At 36.1% G+C, this 19,926-nt stretch carries 23 protein-coding genes; 15 read left to right on the top strand and 8 right to left on the bottom strand.

All coding sequences use genetic code 11. From position 1 onward, the window contains the following. The first annotated feature begins 25 nt into the window (after window positions 1–25). Window positions 26–691 carry an RluA family pseudouridine synthase gene (locus AC07U8_RS18005; protein WP_004724105.1) on the top strand — a complete coding sequence of 222 codons (666 nt, stop codon included), beginning with the start codon at window positions 26–28 and terminating at the stop codon, window positions 689–691. Between the two features lie 10 nt (window positions 692–701). Here the strand turns inward: AC07U8_RS18005 and AC07U8_RS18000 are convergent, their stop codons facing one another. The 3 genes from AC07U8_RS18000 to trhA form a co-directional block, all read right to left on the bottom strand. Next, window positions 702–1,151, bottom strand: coding sequence for a hypothetical protein (locus tag AC07U8_RS18000; RefSeq protein WP_494738352.1), 450 nt, complete (start codon window positions 1,149–1,151; stop codon window positions 702–704). Window positions 1,152–1,289: 138 nt separating this feature from the next. Next, window positions 1,290–2,600, bottom strand: coding sequence for an MFS transporter (locus AC07U8_RS17995; RefSeq protein WP_004817867.1), 1,311 nt, complete (start codon window positions 2,598–2,600; stop codon window positions 1,290–1,292). 137 nt (window positions 2,601–2,737) lie between these two features. Next, window positions 2,738–3,382 carry a PAQR family membrane homeostasis protein TrhA gene (trhA, locus tag AC07U8_RS17990; protein ID WP_004817865.1) on the bottom strand — a complete coding sequence of 215 codons (645 nt, stop codon included), beginning with the start codon at window positions 3,380–3,382 and terminating at the stop codon, window positions 2,738–2,740. 101 nt (window positions 3,383–3,483) lie between these two features. Here trhA and AC07U8_RS17985 point away from each other — a divergent pair, with 101 nt between their 5' ends. Beyond that, a complete protein-coding gene (locus AC07U8_RS17985) occupies window positions 3,484–4,734 on the top strand; it encodes a class I SAM-dependent methyltransferase (RefSeq protein ID WP_270387062.1) in 1,251 nt (416 codons plus the stop codon). A gap of 65 nt (window positions 4,735–4,799) precedes the next feature. On the opposite strand, the gene AC07U8_RS17980 is transcribed toward AC07U8_RS17985, so the two are convergent. Next, window positions 4,800–5,486, bottom strand: coding sequence for a hypothetical protein (locus AC07U8_RS17980; protein ID WP_004817859.1), 687 nt, complete (start codon window positions 5,484–5,486; stop codon window positions 4,800–4,802). Between the two features lie 114 nt (window positions 5,487–5,600). Between AC07U8_RS17980 and AC07U8_RS17975 the strand changes: the two genes are divergently transcribed. From AC07U8_RS17975 to AC07U8_RS17955, 5 genes are all read left to right on the top strand, one after another. Next, the gene (locus tag AC07U8_RS17975) at window positions 5,601–6,032 is read left to right on the top strand and encodes a GNAT family N-acetyltransferase (protein ID WP_270387064.1); all 432 of its coding nucleotides are present in this window, start codon (window positions 5,601–5,603) and stop codon (window positions 6,030–6,032) included. A gap of 79 nt (window positions 6,033–6,111) precedes the next feature. Continuing rightward, window positions 6,112–7,020, top strand: a complete 909-nt coding sequence (locus AC07U8_RS17970; RefSeq protein WP_270387067.1) for a pyridoxal-phosphate dependent enzyme — start codon at window positions 6,112–6,114, stop codon at window positions 7,018–7,020. Window positions 7,021–7,096: 76 nt separating this feature from the next. Next, window positions 7,097–7,756 (top strand): HAD family hydrolase, encoded by a 660-nt coding sequence (locus AC07U8_RS17965; protein WP_270387069.1) that lies wholly within the window; start codon window positions 7,097–7,099, stop codon window positions 7,754–7,756. After that, on the top strand, window positions 7,753–8,436 hold the full coding sequence (locus tag AC07U8_RS17960; RefSeq protein WP_034617082.1) for a hypothetical protein: 684 nt from the start codon (window positions 7,753–7,755) through the stop codon (window positions 8,434–8,436). Before AC07U8_RS17965 ends, AC07U8_RS17960 begins: the two co-directional genes overlap by 4 nt. Beyond that, window positions 8,437–8,814 carry a hypothetical protein gene (locus AC07U8_RS17955; RefSeq protein WP_270387072.1) on the top strand — a complete coding sequence of 126 codons (378 nt, stop codon included), beginning with the start codon at window positions 8,437–8,439 and terminating at the stop codon, window positions 8,812–8,814. Between the two features lie 19 nt (window positions 8,815–8,833). Here the strand turns inward: AC07U8_RS17955 and AC07U8_RS17950 are convergent, their stop codons facing one another. After that, window positions 8,834–9,697, bottom strand: a complete 864-nt coding sequence (locus AC07U8_RS17950; protein WP_270387074.1) for a patatin-like phospholipase family protein — start codon at window positions 9,695–9,697, stop codon at window positions 8,834–8,836. A gap of 7 nt (window positions 9,698–9,704) precedes the next feature. Beyond that, window positions 9,705–9,971: a hypothetical protein gene (locus AC07U8_RS17945; protein WP_004724087.1), complete on the bottom strand. Its 267-nt coding sequence runs from the start codon at window positions 9,969–9,971 to the stop codon at window positions 9,705–9,707. Between the two features lie 425 nt (window positions 9,972–10,396). Between AC07U8_RS17945 and AC07U8_RS17940 the strand changes: the two genes are divergently transcribed. The 8 genes from AC07U8_RS17940 (at window position 10,397) to AC07U8_RS17905 (ending at window position 18,432) form a co-directional block, all read left to right on the top strand. Then, window positions 10,397–13,039 carry a type VI secretion system Vgr family protein gene (locus AC07U8_RS17940; RefSeq protein ID WP_494738351.1) on the top strand — a complete coding sequence of 881 codons (2,643 nt, stop codon included), beginning with the start codon at window positions 10,397–10,399 and terminating at the stop codon, window positions 13,037–13,039. Window position 13,040: 1 nt separating this feature from the next. Then, on the top strand, window positions 13,041–13,589 hold the full coding sequence (locus AC07U8_RS17935; protein ID WP_270385947.1) for a DUF4123 domain-containing protein: 549 nt from the start codon (window positions 13,041–13,043) through the stop codon (window positions 13,587–13,589). Next, a complete protein-coding gene (locus tag AC07U8_RS17930) occupies window positions 13,589–14,194 on the top strand; it encodes a hypothetical protein (RefSeq protein ID WP_004817837.1) in 606 nt (201 codons plus the stop codon). The genes AC07U8_RS17935 and AC07U8_RS17930 overlap by 1 nt, the downstream gene beginning before the upstream one ends. 1 nt (window position 14,195) lies before the next feature. Next, on the top strand, window positions 14,196–15,638 hold the full coding sequence (locus AC07U8_RS17925; RefSeq protein ID WP_004817835.1) for a zinc metalloprotease: 1,443 nt from the start codon (window positions 14,196–14,198) through the stop codon (window positions 15,636–15,638). 7 nt (window positions 15,639–15,645) lie between these two features. Continuing rightward, complete coding sequence (locus AC07U8_RS17920; RefSeq protein ID WP_004817833.1) at window positions 15,646–16,329, top strand: hypothetical protein; 684 nt, start codon at window positions 15,646–15,648, stop codon at window positions 16,327–16,329. 66 nt (window positions 16,330–16,395) lie between these two features. Continuing rightward, a complete protein-coding gene (locus AC07U8_RS17915; protein WP_270385951.1) occupies window positions 16,396–17,103 on the top strand; it encodes a hypothetical protein in 708 nt (235 codons plus the stop codon). Beyond that, window positions 17,081–17,788, top strand: coding sequence for a hypothetical protein (locus AC07U8_RS17910; protein WP_270385953.1), 708 nt, complete (start codon window positions 17,081–17,083; stop codon window positions 17,786–17,788). The genes AC07U8_RS17915 and AC07U8_RS17910 overlap by 23 nt, the downstream gene beginning before the upstream one ends. A 284-nt stretch (window positions 17,789–18,072) precedes the next feature. Beyond that, a complete protein-coding gene (locus tag AC07U8_RS17905; RefSeq protein ID WP_239044897.1) occupies window positions 18,073–18,432 on the top strand; it encodes an SseB family protein in 360 nt (119 codons plus the stop codon). On the opposite strand, the gene AC07U8_RS17900 is transcribed toward AC07U8_RS17905, so the two are convergent. Next, a complete protein-coding gene (locus AC07U8_RS17900; protein ID WP_205622318.1) occupies window positions 18,429–19,364 on the bottom strand; it encodes a tRNA dihydrouridine synthase in 936 nt (311 codons plus the stop codon). The two genes, AC07U8_RS17905 and AC07U8_RS17900, sit on opposite strands and share 4 nt — an antisense overlap. Before the next feature lie 86 nt (window positions 19,365–19,450). Further along, a complete protein-coding gene (locus tag AC07U8_RS17895; RefSeq protein ID WP_004817820.1) occupies window positions 19,451–19,885 on the bottom strand; it encodes a DUF6334 family protein in 435 nt (144 codons plus the stop codon). Window positions 19,886–19,926: the final 41 nt, after the last annotated feature.

Raw genomic sequence — 19,926 nt, 5'->3', positions numbered from 1 at the left:
CAATTCTTCTCAATATGCGATCCACATGCCGATTGATGATGGCTTTGTTTATCAGCCTCCTTTAGATCCACTTGACATTATTTTTGAAGATAATGACTTTGTTGCCATCAATAAACCCGCAGGGTTACTTTCAGTTCCGGGGCGTTTGCCTGAACATCACGACAGCGCTTATTTTCGAGTATTAGCAATATATCCAAATGCCAAGATTACCCATCGTTTGGATATGGCAACCTCGGGCATTCTGTTGTTCGCTAAACATCGTGATGCAGAAGTTGCAGCAAGTAAAATGTTTCAAGCGAGAACTGTTAAAAAAAATTATATTGCTTTGGTGCAAGGGCAAATCAATAGCAATGGTCGTGTGGATGTGCCTTTGATTACCGATTGGGAAAATCGTCCACGCCAGATCGTGCATTTTGAGTTAGGCAAACCCGCACAAACTTTATTTGAATCTGTAAGCTATGATGCTGAAAAGGATGTAAGTCGGGTGCTACTTACACCGATTACAGGACGTTCTCATCAATTACGGGTGCATATGCAATATATCGGGCATCCGATCATGCGCGATAAGCTTTATCATCCTACGCCGTTTAACACCGATTTAGCGCGTATGGCATTGCATGCAAGCTATTTGTCTTTTATGCAGCCTTTTAATAATCTACTGGTTGAGATTGTATCTGAGCCTGAGTTTTAGCATTTCGCTTTTAATTCAGATTTGGGTATGGGTTATCCTCTGAACTGTTTCTCCATACACTCTCATTGGCAAAGGCTAAATGTTCAGTTAATGGGAAATTTTTTAATTTATTTTCAATATACTGACTTGAAAGCGGAATACCTTGATTATTGAATACTGAACCTTGAGTCTCAATTGCTAGAAAATAAGCAATCGCATAACAGATCGATTTTTGAGAAGCTTGGATTTGCAAAATTAATGGATCATTTTGTAAAGGAGAAATAGAAAAAGTGTAATTGTCTATTTCTCGAGAGCTTATGTATAGTTCTGTCCAATGTCTACTTGTAAGAGGATAACTATCACCGTCACTATCATAGTTATGAGTATTAGATGCAAAAAGAAAGCTTGCAAACACTCTAAAATCTGGACGATTTGTGCTTACTTTTACAGATAATTCAAAAGGTAAACCATTGTTTTTCATATTTCATATCATAATTTTTGAAAATATTTTATCAAATAATATGGGGATTTATCGTATTAAATTTAACTAAGACATAAATATAAAAGTCATAAATCAAAAAAGCCTGCAAAATTGCAGGCTTTGCTCATAGAGAGGGGATTAAACTTGGTTGTTAACATCATCATGTTTTGTTTCACGAATGGCCAAGAATGCCAACAGTGAAAGAATGGATGCTGCTGTCAAGTAGTAACCCACCGCTTGTAAGCCATATTTGGTTGCAAGTTCAGTTGCGATCAGAGGTGCAAAAGATGCGCCCAAAATACCTGCCAAGTTAAAGGTTAATGCAGAGCCTGTATAACGTACAGAAATCGGGAAAATTTCAGACAAGACCGTACCAATTGGGCCGTATGTCATTCCCATCAATGCTAAACCTACACATAAGAACAAGAACACAATCACTGTGCTACCTGACTCAAGCATACTGGCAAATACTAAACCAAAAAGTGCAGAGGCAATACATACCCCAATAGAGGTTGCCTTACGCCCAAACTTCTCAGCAAATACAGCAGAAAGCGGAATAAAAGCAGCAAAACACAGTGTTGCGACCAGTTGCATCTCTAAGAATTCTGCACGTGAGTAACCCAGTTGTTTGGTTCCCCAGTTGAGTGCAAATACTGTTGTGAGATAGAACACCACGAATGTACATACCGCAGCAATTGTGCCGAGGAAGAGCATTTTATAATGTTTGGTCACAACTTCTTTAAATGGAACATTAACTTCTTTTTGTTTGTCTAATACTTTTTGGAACGCTGGGGTTTCATGCAATTTTAAGCGAATATATAAACCCACAATCACCAATGCAGCACTTGCAAGGAATGGAATACGCCAGCCCCATTGCATAAAGTCTGCTTCAGACATCAATGCGCCAAGACCAAGGAATGAACCCGTTGCCAAGATAAAACCGATCGGTGCGCCCAGTTGCGGGAACATCCCATACCAAGCACGTTTGCCTTCAGGTGCATTTTCAGTTGCAAGCAAGACTGCACCAGACCATTCACCACCGAGACCTAAGCCTTGACCTAAACGACAAAGTGCAAGTAATAGCGGTGCAACGATACCAATCTGTGCATAGGTTGGAAGTAGACCAATACATACTGTTGAAACACCCATGGTCAATAAAGCCGCGACGAGAGTTGCTTTACGACCAATACGATCACCTAAGTGACCAAAGATTGCTGCGCCAATAGGGCGGGCAATAAATGCGATGGCAAATGTTGCGAGTGATTGAATTGTTGCCGTCATCGGATCTGTACTTGCAGGGAAGAACAGATGCGGAAAAATGAGGACTGCAGCAGTTGCATAGATATAAAAATCGAAGAATTCGATTGTTGTACCTACAAGACTTGCGAAAAGAACACGAGTCTTTGAATTTGTTTGAATTTCTGGAGTAGCAGTAGATAATGACGCCATGGTGAACCTTACACTTTTAAAAGTAAAACGAGTCTTTAAAGCGTAATCTTTTTAAAAAAGGCGTAATTTCTTAAAAAAACAACGAGATCAACCCAAATTCACTCCATCAGGGTCACTGAATTTTGAGTGTCTATGAATTAAATGACGTAAAGATAGATTGCAAGGAAATGTGATCCTGCACCGACCAAAACAAATATATGCCAAATAGCATGAGTGTATCTTACTCTTTTTAAGGCATAAAACAATGCGCCTATTGTATATGCTAAACCACCAATGACCAATAATTTTAATGCTTCTGGTTTTAAAAACTGTTGCATATCATCCATTACAAGCACGGCAAGCCAACCCATGACCAAATAAGCAATCAGTGAAATTTTTTCAAAACGATGAATGAATATTAACTTGAATAGTGTTCCAATGGCTGCGATGACCCAAAGTGCAATCAATAAATAATGTGCTTTTGCTGTTGGGATGGCAATTGCCAAAAAGGGCGTATAGGTTCCCGCAATTAAATAATAAATCGCGGTATGATCCAGCTTCTTATACCATTGGCGTTTCTTTTCATCGACAGAAAAATGATAAATTGCTGAACTGGAAAACAGTAAAATCATGCTTAGACCATAGACAAGCAATCCAAAAAATTGCCATCCATGTAGATAGTTGCCTTTAATCAGCATCAAAACAGTCGCTATAGCAGCCAAAATTGCACCGAATGCATGACTCAACGCATTAATACGTTCTTCTTGTGGTGCATAGATGTGAATCAATTTATCTGTCGACATTGGATCTTATTATCCTAAAAATACAACTGTATAGTAATGGAGTTTTACCTTTAAAGTAAGACGTCTTAAAATAGGTAACTTAATTAATACGAGTTTTGATTATGTCCAATGTGGCAAGCTTATCTGTTCAGGAACAACAATTTTTTGATAGCGTACAGCAAGCTATTGATAATCAAAGCTTAGATCGTTTGATTTTAAGTCAGTATAAAGGAGAATTGGTTGATTTAGAGAAAATGACCTTTCGCGTCATTCAGCTACAGAATGAAACGGTGCTAAGCTGTCTATATCGTTATAAAACCAATGATATTACTAAAAACTATCCACTTACCTATGCGTTAACCACGATTCAGGGGCTGGCAGAGGATTGTAAACAAGCCAATTTATTTACCCATGAGGCTGAAACGCAGCTGAAGAAAAATAAAAAGAACGCCTTGCTGACCGTCAGTAAAAATAAGCTGGATAAAACCGCTAAAAATCAACAACAAGGGCATGATCGTACAAAACATCGTTTTGTCGACCAAGAAAGTTATTTTCTCCAACCGCTCGGCATTACCGATGCCAATGCACAGATTATTCCAAGCATGGCACGTAAGTGGAAGCAGATTAACAAATTTGTTGAAATCTTTTCAGGTGCTTTGGTGCATATTCAACAGCCAGAGGCTTTAGCGCATGATGGAAAAACCAAAGATCAGGCTTTAAAAATTATCGATTTTGGTTCAGGAAAAGGCTATTTAACGTTTGCTTTATATGATTATTTAGCAAAACAACATCAAACCCCATTTGTAACAGGTGTTGAGCTGAATGACAAAATGGTGAAATTTTGCCAAGAGGTTGCGCAAAAGTCTGATTTTAATCAATTGGATTTTTTCCAAGGTGATGTGAGAACATATCATCCATCCCATTTGGATATTATGATCGCCTTACATGCCTGTGATGTTGCAACAGATTTTGCGATACATACAGGCATCCGTTTAAACGCTCAAATGATTATGTGTGCACCTTGTTGCCATAAAGAATTACGCCCACAATTGAACAGTCCACAAGTGTTACAACCGATGTTGCAATTCGGTATCCATGCAGGACAACAAGCTGAAATGCTGACAGATACCATTCGAGCTCTGTTGCTGAAAGCGTATGGTTATGAAACCAAAGTCTTTGAATTTGTGGCATTAGAACATACCAGTAAAAACAAAATGATTTTGGCAACCAAGCGTAAAGATTTCACTGCACCTGATCAAACAGTCTTAGATCAAATTCGTGCTTTAAAAGAGATGTATGGGATTCAAAAACAATCCTTAGAATTATTATTGAATGATCAGTGGGACCAGCAAGACATTGGCGCTAAGTGCTAGCGCGTTGTGAGGAGAGAACGCAGGTTTAACTGCTTTCTCTCTTGCTACTATTTAGATAAATTATTTTATTGCTGATTCATTTCATCAAGCTCAGCTTCGCTTGAGCCCGTGGTTTTTTGAGAGATCGTATCTGGAAAATATTGCGGATCATCCATTTCTGGAATCAATTGTTCACCCATTTTATGAATCAAGATACTGGTTTTTAATGTTTCTGTTGGGGCTTTAATCAATAGTTCTGTCAGAAAGTCTGTTGCTTTAGCTGCAAATTGCGCATCGCTTTCTTTGCTACCACGTTCAGGCATTTGAACATTGTCTAAATTCAGCACAGGGACTTTACAGGTTAACGGTACTTGAAAACTTTGACTATTTTCAATAATTTTACCATCCTGTTTACAGCTCTGATATGCAGCACTTTGAGCTTTCATTTGGCGCTCAAATGCTGGCGCAACAATTTTAAAATCGTTGGCATTAAATTGTTCTTTAAGTATTTCCTTCATCTTTTCAGATGCAGTGGCTTGTTTTTCGCCACTTTCATCACGGTTTTTTTTAGCTTCAGCTTCTGAGATACCTGCAATTGCGGCACTCATTTTTAAATTAAGCTGATCTTGATTTGGGTCTTGAGAAAATAATCCAATCATGCTTTTTGAGATAATGTTCACACGATCTAGCTCGGATGTTTTTGCATAAATACTTTGAGTCGTCAGTAAAATTGCGCTATAAATAAATACTTTAAATTTATGATTTAGAAACATAATTATTCTACAAGTTTAGTTAAGTTGGTGAAAGTGAACGCATTGTCACTGTGCATTACATTAGCATAATTGCAAGAATGAAGGATCAATTTCTCAACCATTAGGATTTAAATAATGAGCCAATTTGTCATTCAATCTGGGCCGTGGAGTCAGCTTCAACATGATGCGAAATTGATTCGAAGCATGGTTTTTATTGAAGAACAACACATCAGTGAAGCAGATGAATGGGATGAGCAGGATGCCATTTCATTGCATTTTGTTGTATATGCACAAGATCAACCCATTGCAACAGCGCGGTTATTGGAAAATAACAGTATTGGTCGAGTTGCTGTGTTGCAACAATATCGAGGTGAGGGGATTGGTAAACTGCTCATGCAACAGATTATTCAAGTAGCAAAGCAGCAAAATAGAGCATTTCTTCAATTATCCGCTCAAGTCTATGCAACACGTTTCTATGAAAACTTAGGCTTTCAGGTACAAGGTGAAGAATATTTAGATTGTGAGATTCCACATATCGATATGGGGTTAAGTTTAAAAAATGACTGAATTGAAATAAACCCACATTGAAATAAACCAAGATTGAAATAAACCCACATTGAAATAAGTCAAGAGAATCGATTTGCCCATGCTCAGTATAAAAACCCCGTTAATTCAATCTTTAGTTTTAAGCCAACTGAATCAATGTCAGGTGTGGTTAAAAATGGAAGCCTTACAACCATCGGCATCATTTAAACAACGAGGCATTAGCCATGCCTGTCAAAAATATTTTGAGCAGGGTGCTCAGCGTTTTATCAGTTCATCAGGTGGCAATGCAGGCTTAGCTGTTGCTTATACAGGTCGACAACTGGGTATTCCTGTGACTGTCGTGGTTCCTGAAACCACAGCACAACGTGCGAGAGAATTAATTGCCCAGCAAGGTGCAGAGGTTATTGTACATGGCGCTTCATGGACCGAAGCCAATGCTTTAGCGCAGTCCTTATTAACACAGCATGATGTATTTATTCATCCTTTTGATCATCCACTGTTATGGGAAGGCATTATCCCGATGATTGATGAAGTCATTGCAGATGGCGTTACTCCAGATGCGGTGGTCTTATCTGTGGGTGGCGGAAGTTTACTTTCAGGTGTTGCAGCAGGATTAAAAAAACATGGTTTAGCCCATATTCCAATTTATGCGGTTGAAACCCAAGGTACAGCATCCTTACATGCTTCGATTGTTGCTAAACAACATGTTGAATTGGATCAAGTGAGTGGTATAGCAACAACACTTGCAGCAAAAAAAGTCTGTCAAAATGCATTTGAAGTGAGCCAAGCACTTGAGGTTCGTAGTTTGGTGGTTTCAGATCAAGACACTGTAGATGCCTGTTTAAAATTTGTAGATGATCATCGTATTTTGGTTGAGCCAGCATGTGGTGCAACATTATCAGTGCTTTATGATCAGGCGATTCAATTTAAACCCACTGATCAGGTCTTGGTGATTGTATGTGGTGGCGCAGGGATTACCCTAGAAACACTACAAGCATTCAATGGATAGAACAGACTGAATAGACAATTAATGATCATAATCTATTGATCCTTTAGCAAGTCTTTTCGATTTAGAGGATGGTGAGATGATTCAAGTTGTACTTTTTGATTTAGATCAAACCTTACTTGATCGCACCTCCTCCCTAAAGGCTTTTTTAAATTGGCAGGTAAATTTCTTCGAGCTGGTTACGATTCAACAGAAACCACAATTTATTCAGCGTTTTATTGAGTTGGATAACAATGGTTCTGTATGGAAAGATCAGGTATATGCTCAACTTATTCAAGAGTTTCAAATATCCAGCTATTCGACACAAGCGCTATTAAAGAATTATATTCAAGACTTTAATAAATTTTGTCGAAGCTTTAGCGATGTTGATCTGGTTATTTATAGCTTGTTTAAGGCAAATTTTTCTCTTGGATTAATCTCTAATGGAAAGACACCTTTTCAGGAAGATAATTTCAAAGCCTTAGGTTTAAGTGAGTATTTTTCGAGTGTGATTGTGTCAGAAGCTGTTGGACTGCGAAAGCCTCATCCAGAAATTTTCCAATTGGCATGTCAGCAGCTCGGTGTTATTCCTCAGCACTGCGTTTTCGTTGGTGATCATGAGATAGCAGACATTCGAGGTGCAAAAGCGTTGGGCATGAAAACGATCTTATTTGATCCTCAACAAAAAGAAACATCGACACAGGCCGATCATCGTGTAAAGTCTTTTCAAGACATACTTAGTATTTTAAAAATAAAATGAAAAGATTATATAAGCACGGTAGGGTACAGTTTCAGGTTTTATTTTTATTTGGAGTAGTATCTCAATTCAGTGTATTTGCACAAGCCGAAACAGATAAACAACAACCGTTAGCCTATGAGTTGCAGGTGGAAACAAAGCCAAAAACTTATGATCCAGCGACACAATCACGGATTCGGGTCTATCGAAAGGGTGCGACAAAAACTTTAATTCAACATTCATTTGATTGTGCTGGAAGAAAAGCTGGGATACGGGATTACTTAAGTGGAAATGGTGCATTATCTGCGCTAAAAGCGTATGCCAGAATTACCTTTAATATCGAAGAAGGGATGCCTCGTAGTGCGATTCAGAAAGAAGCTGAAAGCAATGCTATGCGGACTTACCAACTGATCTCTTATAAAGAGTTTATTTTAAATGCCGACCAACCTGTGAATTTATATGGTTTTGTATTTGGAGCGACTGATTCATCTCGGACAAAAGCACAAGTGATTGATCAATGTGTGGATGCTGTTGCTTCGTTCAGACCACAGGCTGGACACGATTATGAAATTTTAGGTAAATATCAAAATAACCAATGCCAATTTCAAGTATTTGATCTCAAAACCAATGATCAAATCCCTGTTTCTGACAAGCTTTATACTTGCCCTGAAAAGTCATGGAAGTTTTGGAAAAAGGATCAGTAAATGAAACGTGCAATACTCGGTATTTTTTTGATGATGGGGCTTATTGTACCCAATTTGACTTGGGCATCTTATCTCAACCATTGCCTATTAACGGTTAAAGTCTTAGAAGAAACTTCAACCATGACGATGGCAATCAATGGGCCACAAGGTGAGTTTGAAAAAAGTAAATTGACGATGTATATCAAAATATTAAAAGCTGAAAAGAATGGAAGAGCTGACAGTGGATGTCAATCACTGGTCAATCAACGTATGCGAATTACGATTGAACAGCCACCTTTGATCAGTTTAGTCAAAGGGCAAGTTGTACAAGTAGAAAGCATCACTCAGGATGCTTTTCCACAAGAAGGATATGTCACGCAATACAAGCTAAAAAATTAGTCTGTTGGGAACTTCGCTTTTAGGCTTTGTGTGTGTTGCTCCAGTCTTCTATGGCTTTTTGTCCGCTTTCTAAGCCAACTTCATAGGTATATTGCAATTTGCGTTTATCTTTACATAAACGGCCTGCTAACTTTTTATTGTCAGGTGGGCAGACTTCCAAAATGCTTTGTTGCGTATTTTGGCGGATAAAATCGACAGTTTGGTTATAACGAGTACAGCGGTTTTTCAGACTATCTGCAAAGCCAGTATGTTGATTAAGCAAATATTTTGCCAAGAATTGATCGGCTTTACTGCTGGCTTTAAAGTAATTTTGTGTACGGGTACGAATCACCAAGAGATTTTGAATATTTGCTTGTTGCGCTGCCCATTGAACAGGGAGAGCATCTGCGACACCGCCATCAAAATAAGGCTCTCCAAAAATTTCTACAGCCTGTCGTGTCAGATAGGGAATAGAACTAGAAGCACGTAATCCATCGATAATATTGTCTTTCCCAGCACGTAAATATTCAGGATAACCTGTACGAGCATGAGTCAAGACCATATAAAAGTCAGGATTTTGACTAAATATGGCCTGTTGATCTAGAGGATTCTCTTTCTCGACAATATCCCACATCCACTGCATATCCAATAAATCCCCACCTTTAAAAAAGCGAGCATAACGAATAAATTCAGGTCGAAGTGAATGGTCTAAATAGAGTTCGATATTGCGACCTTGTTGTCGAGCAAGGTAATTGGCGAGGTTTGTTGAACCAGAAGACACCCCAACAAAAAGATCAAAAGGGTTAAAATTTTGTTGTAGGAAAGCGTCAAGTACACCGCAGGTAAAAGCCCCACGCATACCACCTCCTTCTACGACAAGCGCATTACGTGAATCATTGATCATAGATTGTTTAGTTTGCATGTTCTGGCTGAGCTGAGTTGTGTGGCATGTTTTTCATTTCATCATTCGACATTTGCTGCGTGTCATGTGGAGGTGCTGTATCGGTATTCTCAGTCTGAGGCGTCGCTATCTGCTTATTTTGCTGACTCGGCATATAATCTGGTTCATTGGTTACAGCCATATAGAAGAATACAAGGAATAAACAGCTAAAGATTGTTGCGAAAATTACTGCTTTAGATTTCCACAACGGTTTTTTGGGAGAGTTAACATCGTTCATAGGAAAATTCCTAAAAGAATGAAATGTGTAGCTATTTTATAACATAAAGCAGTTGTAAAGTTGGCATTGCTATAAAAGACATAAATTAAATCAGGCTTATGTATATAAACCCAACATGAATTGATCAGTATTGAATACATATCAGACATAACAAGCAGGCTGAGATTAAAATTGAAATCAAGCATATAAACAAGATTATTTTGAGCTTTATTTTAGGTATTTGTGGAAATGAATAATGTTGATTTATTAGAAATATATGAATATTTAAACTACATTTTTAGTGAGATTATTTATTTAATTTTTCAACAATTAATCAAAAAATCTATTTGAATTTAAGTGTTTTTAGTAATGAAATTGTTTTTTTAAATAGAAAAATTTTAGAATTAATTTATAATAGAGGCAATTAAAACGAATAAATTATTAAAATGAACAGCTTAGTAAATAGCATTTATAAAATATTGGATCAGCTTGGACTAAACGCACAAAAACGAGCTTTGCATATCCAATTTACAAATACAGACTTAAACAACCAAGTCTTCTTACAACGTATCGATGGACAACATGATCTAAACCAAGGTGTGTCTGTTGAACTGATTTGTCTTGCCACTTCAGCAACGATTCCGCTTAAACAATTCATCGGTAGCCAAGTGGCCATTGATCAAGTCACAGATCATGGACAACTGTTTCGTAGCACAGGGGTGATTACTGAGGCCGCACAAGGGCAGAGTGATGGTGCACTGACGCTATATAAACTCAAACTCGAAGATGCTACTTCATTGTGGCATAAACGCCATAACAGCCGAGTGTTTATGAATAAGTCGGTTGTGCAAGTCATAGAAACGCTGTTTAAAGAATGGCAAGATAAAAGCCCACTGTTTGCATCCAGTTTAAGCCTTGATAAAAGTGGACTGAAAAAAGACTACGATATCCGCCCATTCATTATGCAGAGTAACGAAAGCGACTATGCATTTTTAACCCGCTTGATGCGCAGTGAAGGGATCAACTGGTTGATTGATGAAGCACAATTGATTGTACCTAGTTCTGCGACTCAAATTCAGCCGCAAAAACTGCGCTTGGTGGATGATAACAGTGAATACAAAGCACTAGAGCGAAGAAAGATCCGCTTCCATCGTAGCAGTGCCACAGAACAACAAGACAGCATCACCAGCTTTATCGGACAACGTAGCTTACAACCCACCGCTGTCCACGTACAACGCTGGCAAGCAGATGTGTTAGAGCAAGAAGAAGGTGCAGGCAGTGTTCAAAGCAAACACCAACACAGTCAAAATCAAAACAATGCCAGTCTTGGTTTAGAACAGGCTTGGCATATTAGTCCAGCATGGATTCAAGACTTGGATGGTGAAGATCAAGTAACTGCTTCAAATAATAATCAGATTGAAAAGATCAACCAAAACCTCAGCCATTATTACGATGCCCAATCCAAACAATTTATAGCCAACTCCACTGTACGTGATGCACAAGTAGGTTACTGGTTTGAATTAAACGAACACCCAGAAATAGACCAACACAGTGGCTCAGACAAAGAATTTCTGATCACATCAAAGACATTCTATAACCAGAACAACTTACCTAAAGAACTGAACGAACAAATCAATCGCTTGCTCCAACAAAGCAACTGGGTAAACGAAAATAAAGCAGACAACAGCAACAGTGATGAACGCCAAGCCAATCAATTGGTGCTACAACGCCGTAATATCACCACTGTTCCTGAATACCACCCACTACAACACCGTCCAAGTACCCATCCACAACGTGCCAAAGTGGTTGGACCAAGTGGAGAAGAAATCCATGTCGATGAATGGGGACGTATTAAAGTTCGTTTCCTATTTACCCGCAATGAAGACCACAGTCATGATGGTGGTGCAGGGAGCAATGACAACGACACCGATTCCGCTTGGGTGGATGTACTGACCCCGTGGGCAGGTGAAGGCTATGGTGCGCGGTTCTTACCGAGGATCGGTGAGATTGTCGTGATAGATTTCTTTGATGGCAATATCGATCGACCATTTGTGGTGGGGCGTATCCATGAAGCGCAACGAAGCCCAACTAAATTTGATGACAAAGGCCAATTGCCTGATACCAAAAAACTGGCAGGGATCAAAAGTCGAGAAGTTAAAGGCAGTGGCTATGGCCAACTTAGATTTGACGATACCACAGACCAAATCAGCAGCCAGCTACAAAGTAGTCACGGTGCGAGTCAACTTAACCTTGGTAATCTGAGTCATCCTAAAGAAACTGATACCAGTGAAGGGCGAGGTGAAGGCTTTGAACTAAGAACAGACCAATGGGGAGCGTTACGAGCTGGGCAAGGCCTACTACTGAGTACCCATGCTCAAGATTCGGCCTCAGGCAATCATCTCGATGCAACCGCCGCGAAAAGTCAGTTAGAAAGCAGTCTAAATAACTCTAAAGCCTTAAGTGAAGTTGCCAAGAATCAGCAAACTGATCCACTGGATGTATTGGAAAATCTCAAGCAATTTCTTGATCAAATCGAAAAAGGTGAAAAAGACAAAGCGGATGCATTTAAACAAGCTTTGATGATTTTAGCTGCACCGAATTCAATCGCATTGGCAAGCAATGAAAACTTACATCTTTCTGCGGATAAACAAATCAGTTATACAGCAGGTGACAGTATCAACCTGAGTACGCAAAAGAATTTAGTTGCACATGCACAATCAAAGATTAGTCTTTTTGCGGCACAGGAAGGGGCAAGGTTATTTGCTGGAAAAGGCAAAGTTGAGATCCAAGCACAAGGCGATGGTGCTGATTTGATTGCACGTAAAGGTATTCAAATCATTTCAACTGAGGAGATGATTGAGCTAAAAAGTCTTAAAGAAATTATTATCACATCTGATGGCTCTCAATTAAAAATTAATGGTTCAGGTGTATTTGTGACCACAGCTGCTAAGTTCGAAGTGAAGGCAGGGCAACATAGTTTTATTGGTGGAGCAAAAGTCGATTATTCACTTCCATCATTCTATGAAAATATTTGTAAGCCTTGTTTGTTGGATGCAGCAAAGTTTGGAATGGCATTTGTTGATAAATAAAATGAAAAGAGAAATTGTTCCATTTAAAAATATAAAAAGCTGTATCGAAGATGATCGACATGATTTGAACATGTATTTAATCTTGGATGCCGCGCAAGTTTCAGATCAAACTTTGCACTTTATCAATACATGGCGAAATGACGCAAGGTTAGATTTTTATTCATTATTTTCAGGTACAACGGAGGGCAATGCACCTTTTGAAGTAGCCCCTGTACTTGTCTTAATCAATGATTTAGAGGTGCTCGAAGAAGAAGGGTTTAGCTTTATTTATCAAACATGGAAAGATGAACAGGCTTTAAGTCTGGTATTTAGTTCATTGGATCTGACTCAGTTTGTTAAAAAAATGAAACGCTATCTCACAGTAGAATTTCCTGATGGTACACAAAAATTATTTAGATGGTTTGATCCAAGAATTGTTAAAAAAATTCATAAAATACTGACAGATCAACAAGAAGATGAATTTTTTGAAGGTATTACAAAATGGGTCATTTCAATTCGAAATTATCAGGATGTAGATTCTAATCAATTAATGGTATTGGAGAATGCATAATGCTCATACTCAGCCAAGAAAAATTATATGAATTAGATGTTGAGCAAAATAAAGAATTTTTATATGACCTTGTCTATGAAATTATAAAAGAAAACCTAGCCCTTAAACTGAATGGGCAATTTGATCAGCTATTAGAACCTGTCCAAAGCCTGATCAATCTATATGTTGAAAAAGGTATCAATCAAATTTATACACTCAAATATATGGTGAAGAGCCATGTTTATTTGGGAATAGATTATGCAAATGATCCGCAATATCTTTGGCTCCAAAATGAAATGCAGCATTACAATATTGCGGAGCAAGTGTCCTATGTAGATGCTTTTTATACACTTTTGGAAAGCTATAAAAGTGTGGTTTTAGGGCATGATTTTAAATTTGCTTTAAAAGCAATTGAGCAGTTAAATCAGAGTTTTAGTCATTCCAATCTTCAAGAAAATCTTTCAATTATTTATCCAGAAAAAATAGAGTTTTTAAAACAAAAAGATTTATTGGGTTCACTTCAAGAAAATTATTCCAATGATATCCAATCATATAAAGAGTATGTATTGGGAAAAGAATTTCATCATAACGTTTTTATAAAAAATTTGATTAATTTGGAGGTTTAAGATGGGTGTTGGTGGTGCAAGTCCTACAGCGGGCGCTTCATGTGCAACGTGTTTAAGGAAGTTTACGGTTCATTTTCGGAGACCCTATAATTTTCAAAAAAGAACAAAAGAATATAAGGGAGAGTTTGGGTTTGATTGGTTAAGAGATGAGTACATATTTCCTGTTTTTGAAATAAATAGAAAAATGCAGCCTGCGTTAATTAATAAAAATTACATTAGTGGTTTAAAGAAAGTATATATAGATGGTACACGGAAAATAACCCCTTGGGGTATAGAGTACATCCCATCTCATTTAGCAATTTTTGCAACTAAGGTAAAAGATAAAAATGCAAGTTCTAAAATTAATGTAGATGGTGCACTATTATCTATTGAACTTCACCAAGTTGTCGGGGATGATGAAGTACCTCTACAAGATGATGGTACAAAAATAATATTTGAAACTAATGAAAAATGTATAAAAATTTCTACATCAACTGGTAATGAAAAAAGTAATCGTCTGGAGTTACCAATTTCTTTTTTCATAAAAAATAGGAAAAAAACAGATTTGGTAGATCAGTCTAGGTGGAGTTACAGTACTAAAAATGCAATTAGAATATCTTGTGAAGGAGCAACAACTAAAGGTGCTCTAATTAGTGTAAAAGCAATAAAAGGGAATAATATTTTTGAAGTTGGGCAAATGAGCGTTTTTGCAAATGATAAAGTTCCAATAGCTAAAATATGCTTTGTTGATGTTAGTTTTAATCAAAATAAAGTTCAACGGCCTACAGGTACAGGATTGGAATATAGTTTAAAATATGAATCTTTTAATCAAGCACTTATACGACCTAAAATAGTAAGAGATACAATTTTTAATATAAAGGACATGTTAGATAAAAATAAAACATGGGACTTGGAAGGATTTTATAATAAATATTATGTAAATCAAACGAAAAACAGTTTAGGTAATAGTATAATTAGCAATACTTTAGATGATGAATTTAAGCACGATTTAATCTTTTTATTTCAGAAATATGCAAAAGTTAATGGTTTAATAAATTCTGATTCTAATGATGTTACATATGTTTTTTTTACAAATACACAATGTTCATATACCAAAAATGGTCAAATTTTTAATAGAAAAGGTAGTGCTATTTTTGCACCTGAAGCAGGATCTAATAGGAAAAAAGTATGGGGGAACTCAGTTGTTATTTATCATCATGGAGCAACTGAATTGGAGACTGTCGTCCATGAAATAGTTCATAGCTTTGGGTTATCCCATGTATTTCAAAATGAGAAAGATATACCATATTGTTTTCATAAAGGTTTTACCGATAATTTTATGGATTATGAGGATACTGATGAAGATCCACCTAAAAAATCGCTTTATAAAGGTAATCAAATAGCTTTATTTAGGCATCAATGGTTACTTATGCGTAACGATAGAAGCTTAGATTACAATGGATAAAGATATTATGAAATTTTTGATTTTATTAGTAGTAATTTTAAGTCTGTCTGCTTGCTCATTTGACTCAAATAAGGACAATTGTAGTTTAAAAAATAGTGAAAATATAAAAAATGAAAATGGCTATGATGTTCGAGTAGCTAGAGATATATCATCATTTGTTGAAAATAATAAAATTTATTTAAATTATGATCAAAATGAAATTATTAAAAGATATTTTGAGTTAAATAGTCAATATTTAGTATTGAAAGTTCTAGATAGTCTTTCTCCTGAAGTAGGTTTTAGTGATGGTACTGTTAATAATAATGTGAAGAAGAATTTTGATTACATTTCCCGTCTTTCAGCTAATAGTAATTTAAAGGGTAATCATATGTTTTTTAGTAGTGATAACTATGTTCCTTATAGTGAGCAATTAGAAGAAGAAATTGTATCTATGGTTAAAGATCAGATTTATGTGGTAAGTGGTGATAAAGTGGGTGGGGTAGATTTGAATAGTAAAGTTAGTACTTTTATAAAAAAACTAAAATGTAGTAATTCAAATGAGCCTGAAGTAGAAGAATGGAATGTAAATGATATGCACATTGTTTTGGAAGCTGATGGAAAACAAATTAAAAATAGGAAATATAATAGTTTGAATTTTTTTATTTATTTTACAAAGAAAACGGATAAAAAATATGAGACATCAATATATTAGTGTTTTATATCTATGATATTGAAAATCATATAAAAATTTTATATCTTTGATAAGGCTTAATGAGTTATGAGGAAAATTTTAACTATTTTTATATATTCTTTTTTTCTATTTGCATGTGCTCCTAATGAGCCATTAGATCATCTATGCCAGATAAATAAAAAAACTAAGAAAAGCGATACTCAAAGTGACTTAAAGGACATGTCGAGAGATATTAATTTATTTGTTGTTAATCATGATTTGTATTTGGACTATAATTTTAAAAAAATATATAGCAAATATAAGGAAATGAATTCAAATTATTTGAAGTTAAAAGTTATAGATCGATTATCTGCTACTCAAGGTTTTGATAATGGAATAGTTCACAATGAAAATTTTGAAGATAATTATCATCATATGGCTACATTAGAAGTACGAACTACAGGACAAGGTCCAAATACAAATTATTATGCTAGTGATAATTTCGTTCCATTTGATGAAAATATCCATAAAAATATCTATCTATCAATTTATGATCAAATTTTTTTAATAAATTCAGCAGCTTTAGATAAAAGTAGTCTTGATAACTTCATAGAAAATTTTTTAACTAAAGGGCGATGTCAAGGTGGGGATCAGTACGGAAAGGTTATTTCTGAAAAGAATTTTAATGGTGTACATATTATCTTGGAATCTGAACCTGAATGGTTTGTAGGGAAAGGCCAAGTCAATAGTTTTGCTTATACTGTATACTATACAAAAATGACAGATAAAAATTATGAAAAATCATTATATTATTAAACTTAAAACTGTATTCCTGATAAGTTTTTCTATGACATCCTATAGCTTTGGAGCGAATGTAGAAAATCGAATTTTTAATTTTGAAGATAAAGAAATATCGGCTTTATCTTCTGAAATAAATTATTCAAGATTTGCACCAGTAAACCAGCTTAATTTAAAAGCAATGTCTGTAGATTTAGGTGAAATAATAAAGAACCTTGAAAAAAAAGGTTATATCAATAGGGATACAGTCTCGAATAGTAAACGCTATGAAGTGCTATCCTATGGCTTGACGACCAAGAAAATTTATTTTTTTAATAATAACAGTCAAACACCTGATTTCTTTTCTGAGATTTATGTAACGAACTCTAAATTTAATCAACTCAAAAGTATTCGTCTAGAGTTAGGTGTTGAATACAATGGGAAAAGATTTAAAAAAATGAATACAGATCCGATTGTTCCCACAAGTTTTATTTCTGCTTTGAATGTGATTGATGAGAGGAAATCAAAAGAGGTGTATGTTTCACTCATGAAGCAACATATTTTAAATATAAAAAATAATGTGAATGAATATTGTGAATTTTTAGTGACGACGAGAGTAAATGTTAAGGATTATTGGTTAGAATTAAATACTGAACTCACAAAGAATAATACTTATTTCAATATTTACCAAAGCAAAGGAATTCCTCAAAAATGCAATTTGTGAAATTCTTTGTTTGGATTTTTTGCTTAGTCCCTTTTCCGGCATTCTGTGGTGATTATAGAAAAACTAATGGTGATGTTGATTTCGTATCCCCTCAGCAGTAGATGCTTTATGAATATAGTTTCCTAAACGAGATTAAAGCTTTTATAATAATTTAAATTCAATAACTTAAATCTTGATAATTTAAAATTCGAGGCTTTAGGATATCCAATTGAGCACTCAGATCAATTCCATATCTACCATGAATAAGCTATATTAATGGTACCAAAAAATAGACAATCAACAACATGCAAAATTTACAACAACTCTTTATCAACACTCAAGAAAACTATGAATTGATCCCTGATTTTATCGATCTGCTTTTAGCATCGGATATTTATTGTTTAGGAGCACAAGATCAGCATAAAAAAATTCAATTCCGTATTTTAGAAACACCAGAAGGTGATCAAGCAATACCATTCTTCATAGAACTAGAAACCATTCAAAATGATATTGGAGTCGATGCTGAATATATCACTTTAAATACACGGCAGTTTTTTGAAATGACTCAGGGGGCAACATTGGTATTGAATCCAACTTCTGAATTATCAAAAGAATTTCAACCTGAAGAAATTAAAGCAATTTTAGAGATTGATGAAGCAATTTAAAAATGTGCAGGATTCAATTTCTCCAGCACTTCATCAATTTTTTTTAATCGTTTGATTTCATCCCATAAGGCTTTGGCTTCAGGGTAATGCTTAGACATCATCCCAATCCATTGTTTATAACGGCCGACCATGTTCAGCTCTTTTTTATATGGGCCATTTAAAAAACGAATTTGTAAATTTAATAGTTCAGACCAAGTGATAAGTGGTTCATCCGTATTTTTACGAATGCACTGTGTGAGATCTGGTGTAGTCACAGCACCACGACCAATCATCAAATCTTGACAGCCTGATTCAAGTTGGCATTGCTTCGCATCAGCATTGGTCCAGATTTCACCATTGGCAATCACATTGATCTTGAGTGCTTCACGAATCGGCTGTAGCTGATCCCAAAATGCTGGTGGGGTGTACCCATCAGCTTTGGTCCGAGCATGGACTGTGACCCAAGCTGCGCCAGCATCTTCAATGGCATGCGCATTTTCAAGGGTAAAATTTCGATCCATATAACCTAAACGCATTTTTGCAGATACAGGGATGTGATTGGGTACAGCATCACGTACAGCCTTGACCAACTCATGTACAACCTCAGGCTCATCGAGAAGTACTGAACCGCCTCTATGACGGTTTACTGTTTTGGCAGGGCAACCAAAATTCATATCGATTGCAGGAGCACCTAATTCAGCAGCGCGTACCGCATTGGCTGCGAGCATTTCAGGATTATTTCCTAAAAACTGAACATGTACTGGTGTGCCAGCAGCTGTCTTGCCTTGATTGTTTAATTCTGGACAATAGCTATGATAAACATGGTCAGGTAAGACCGAATCCGTTACACGGATAAACTCAGTCACGCACCAGTCAAAGCTACCGACATGTGTGAGAACGTCACGCATGATAGGGTCGGTTAAGCCTTCCATTGGGGCGAGTATAAGTTTCAATGTGATTTTACCTAAGAGTTAAAAACAGGTGCGTTATACTTTTTTTTGAAAGGGTTGTCTATAAAAATTAAAGCAATAATGCCTAGCTAACCTAAAAAACATTGATCTATTGCATTATGTTCAAATCGATATTTTATACCCGATAAAGAAAATAATGTTAAAACACCATAAAATTTATTATTTTTTAGTGATTTATGGTCGTAAATAGAAAATTTCACCCCATCAGTATATCCTCTTTCATTCACTATTGCATATACAGTTCCGATCGCAAAATTATTTAAATGAAAGGTAAAATTATGCTTAATGGTATCATTTTTATGGATAATAAATTCTGGCAGTATTTGAACTTCAATTTCATCCGTGTCAGCATTTGTATGAAATAACCAATAAACTAAATTTACTTTTATAATAACTTGAGGAAAAAGAAATGAAGAGTTTGAATGTTGAATAATATGGAAATCATTGATGACCCTTTCTTCTTCTAGATTTTTTAGATAGTCAAAAAAAGAGCTGATTTCCATAGTTTTATCTTAATTCGTAATATGTACTAGTCGTTTAATAA

It is taken from the genome of Acinetobacter sp. GW821-FHT01E09 (genome assembly GCF_059422385.1).
This window is presented reverse-complemented; position numbering and strand designations above follow the sequence as displayed.

Bases quoted from the DNA above. Each gene is read 5' to 3' on its own strand.
- AC07U8_RS17950 (WP_270387074.1), bottom strand. From the start codon at position 9,697: ATGATCAATGATTCACGTAATGCGCTTGTCGTAGAAGGAGGTGGTATG.
- AC07U8_RS17970 (WP_270387067.1), top strand. From the start codon at position 6,112: ATGCTCAGTATAAAAACCCCGTTAATTCAATCTTTAGTTTTAAGCCAA.
- AC07U8_RS17955 (WP_270387072.1), top strand. From the start codon at position 8,437: ATGAAACGTGCAATACTCGGTATTTTTTTGATGATGGGGCTTATTGTA.
- AC07U8_RS17910 (WP_270385953.1), top strand. From the start codon at position 17,081: ATGAAAAATCATTATATTATTAAACTTAAAACTGTATTCCTGATAAGT.
- AC07U8_RS17980 (WP_004817859.1), bottom strand. From the start codon at position 5,486: ATGTTTCTAAATCATAAATTTAAAGTATTTATTTATAGCGCAATTTTA.
- AC07U8_RS17940 (WP_494738351.1), top strand. From the start codon at position 10,397: ATGAACAGCTTAGTAAATAGCATTTATAAAATATTGGATCAGCTTGGA.
- AC07U8_RS18005 (WP_004724105.1), top strand. From the start codon at position 26: ATGCCGATTGATGATGGCTTTGTTTATCAGCCTCCTTTAGATCCACTT.
- AC07U8_RS17920 (WP_004817833.1), top strand. From the start codon at position 15,646: ATGAAATTTTTGATTTTATTAGTAGTAATTTTAAGTCTGTCTGCTTGC.
- AC07U8_RS17925 (WP_004817835.1), top strand. From the start codon at position 14,196: ATGGGTGTTGGTGGTGCAAGTCCTACAGCGGGCGCTTCATGTGCAACG.
- AC07U8_RS17915 (WP_270385951.1), top strand. From the start codon at position 16,396: ATGAGGAAAATTTTAACTATTTTTATATATTCTTTTTTTCTATTTGCA.
- AC07U8_RS17930 (WP_004817837.1), top strand. From the start codon at position 13,589: ATGCTCATACTCAGCCAAGAAAAATTATATGAATTAGATGTTGAGCAA.
- AC07U8_RS17995 (WP_004817867.1), bottom strand. From the start codon at position 2,600: ATGGCGTCATTATCTACTGCTACTCCAGAAATTCAAACAAATTCAAAG.
- AC07U8_RS17975 (WP_270387064.1), top strand. From the start codon at position 5,601: ATGAGCCAATTTGTCATTCAATCTGGGCCGTGGAGTCAGCTTCAACAT.
- AC07U8_RS17945 (WP_004724087.1), bottom strand. From the start codon at position 9,971: ATGAACGATGTTAACTCTCCCAAAAAACCGTTGTGGAAATCTAAAGCA.
- AC07U8_RS17960 (WP_034617082.1), top strand. From the start codon at position 7,753: ATGAAAAGATTATATAAGCACGGTAGGGTACAGTTTCAGGTTTTATTT.
- AC07U8_RS17905 (WP_239044897.1), top strand. From the start codon at position 18,073: ATGCAAAATTTACAACAACTCTTTATCAACACTCAAGAAAACTATGAA.
- AC07U8_RS17935 (WP_270385947.1), top strand. From the start codon at position 13,041: ATGAAAAGAGAAATTGTTCCATTTAAAAATATAAAAAGCTGTATCGAA.
- AC07U8_RS17895 (WP_004817820.1), bottom strand. From the start codon at position 19,885: ATGGAAATCAGCTCTTTTTTTGACTATCTAAAAAATCTAGAAGAAGAA.
- trhA (WP_004817865.1), bottom strand. From the start codon at position 3,382: ATGTCGACAGATAAATTGATTCACATCTATGCACCACAAGAAGAACGT.
- AC07U8_RS17965 (WP_270387069.1), top strand. From the start codon at position 7,097: ATGATTCAAGTTGTACTTTTTGATTTAGATCAAACCTTACTTGATCGC.
- AC07U8_RS17985 (WP_270387062.1), top strand. From the start codon at position 3,484: ATGTCCAATGTGGCAAGCTTATCTGTTCAGGAACAACAATTTTTTGAT.
- AC07U8_RS18000 (WP_494738352.1), bottom strand. From the start codon at position 1,151: ATGAAAAACAATGGTTTACCTTTTGAATTATCTGTAAAAGTAAGCACA.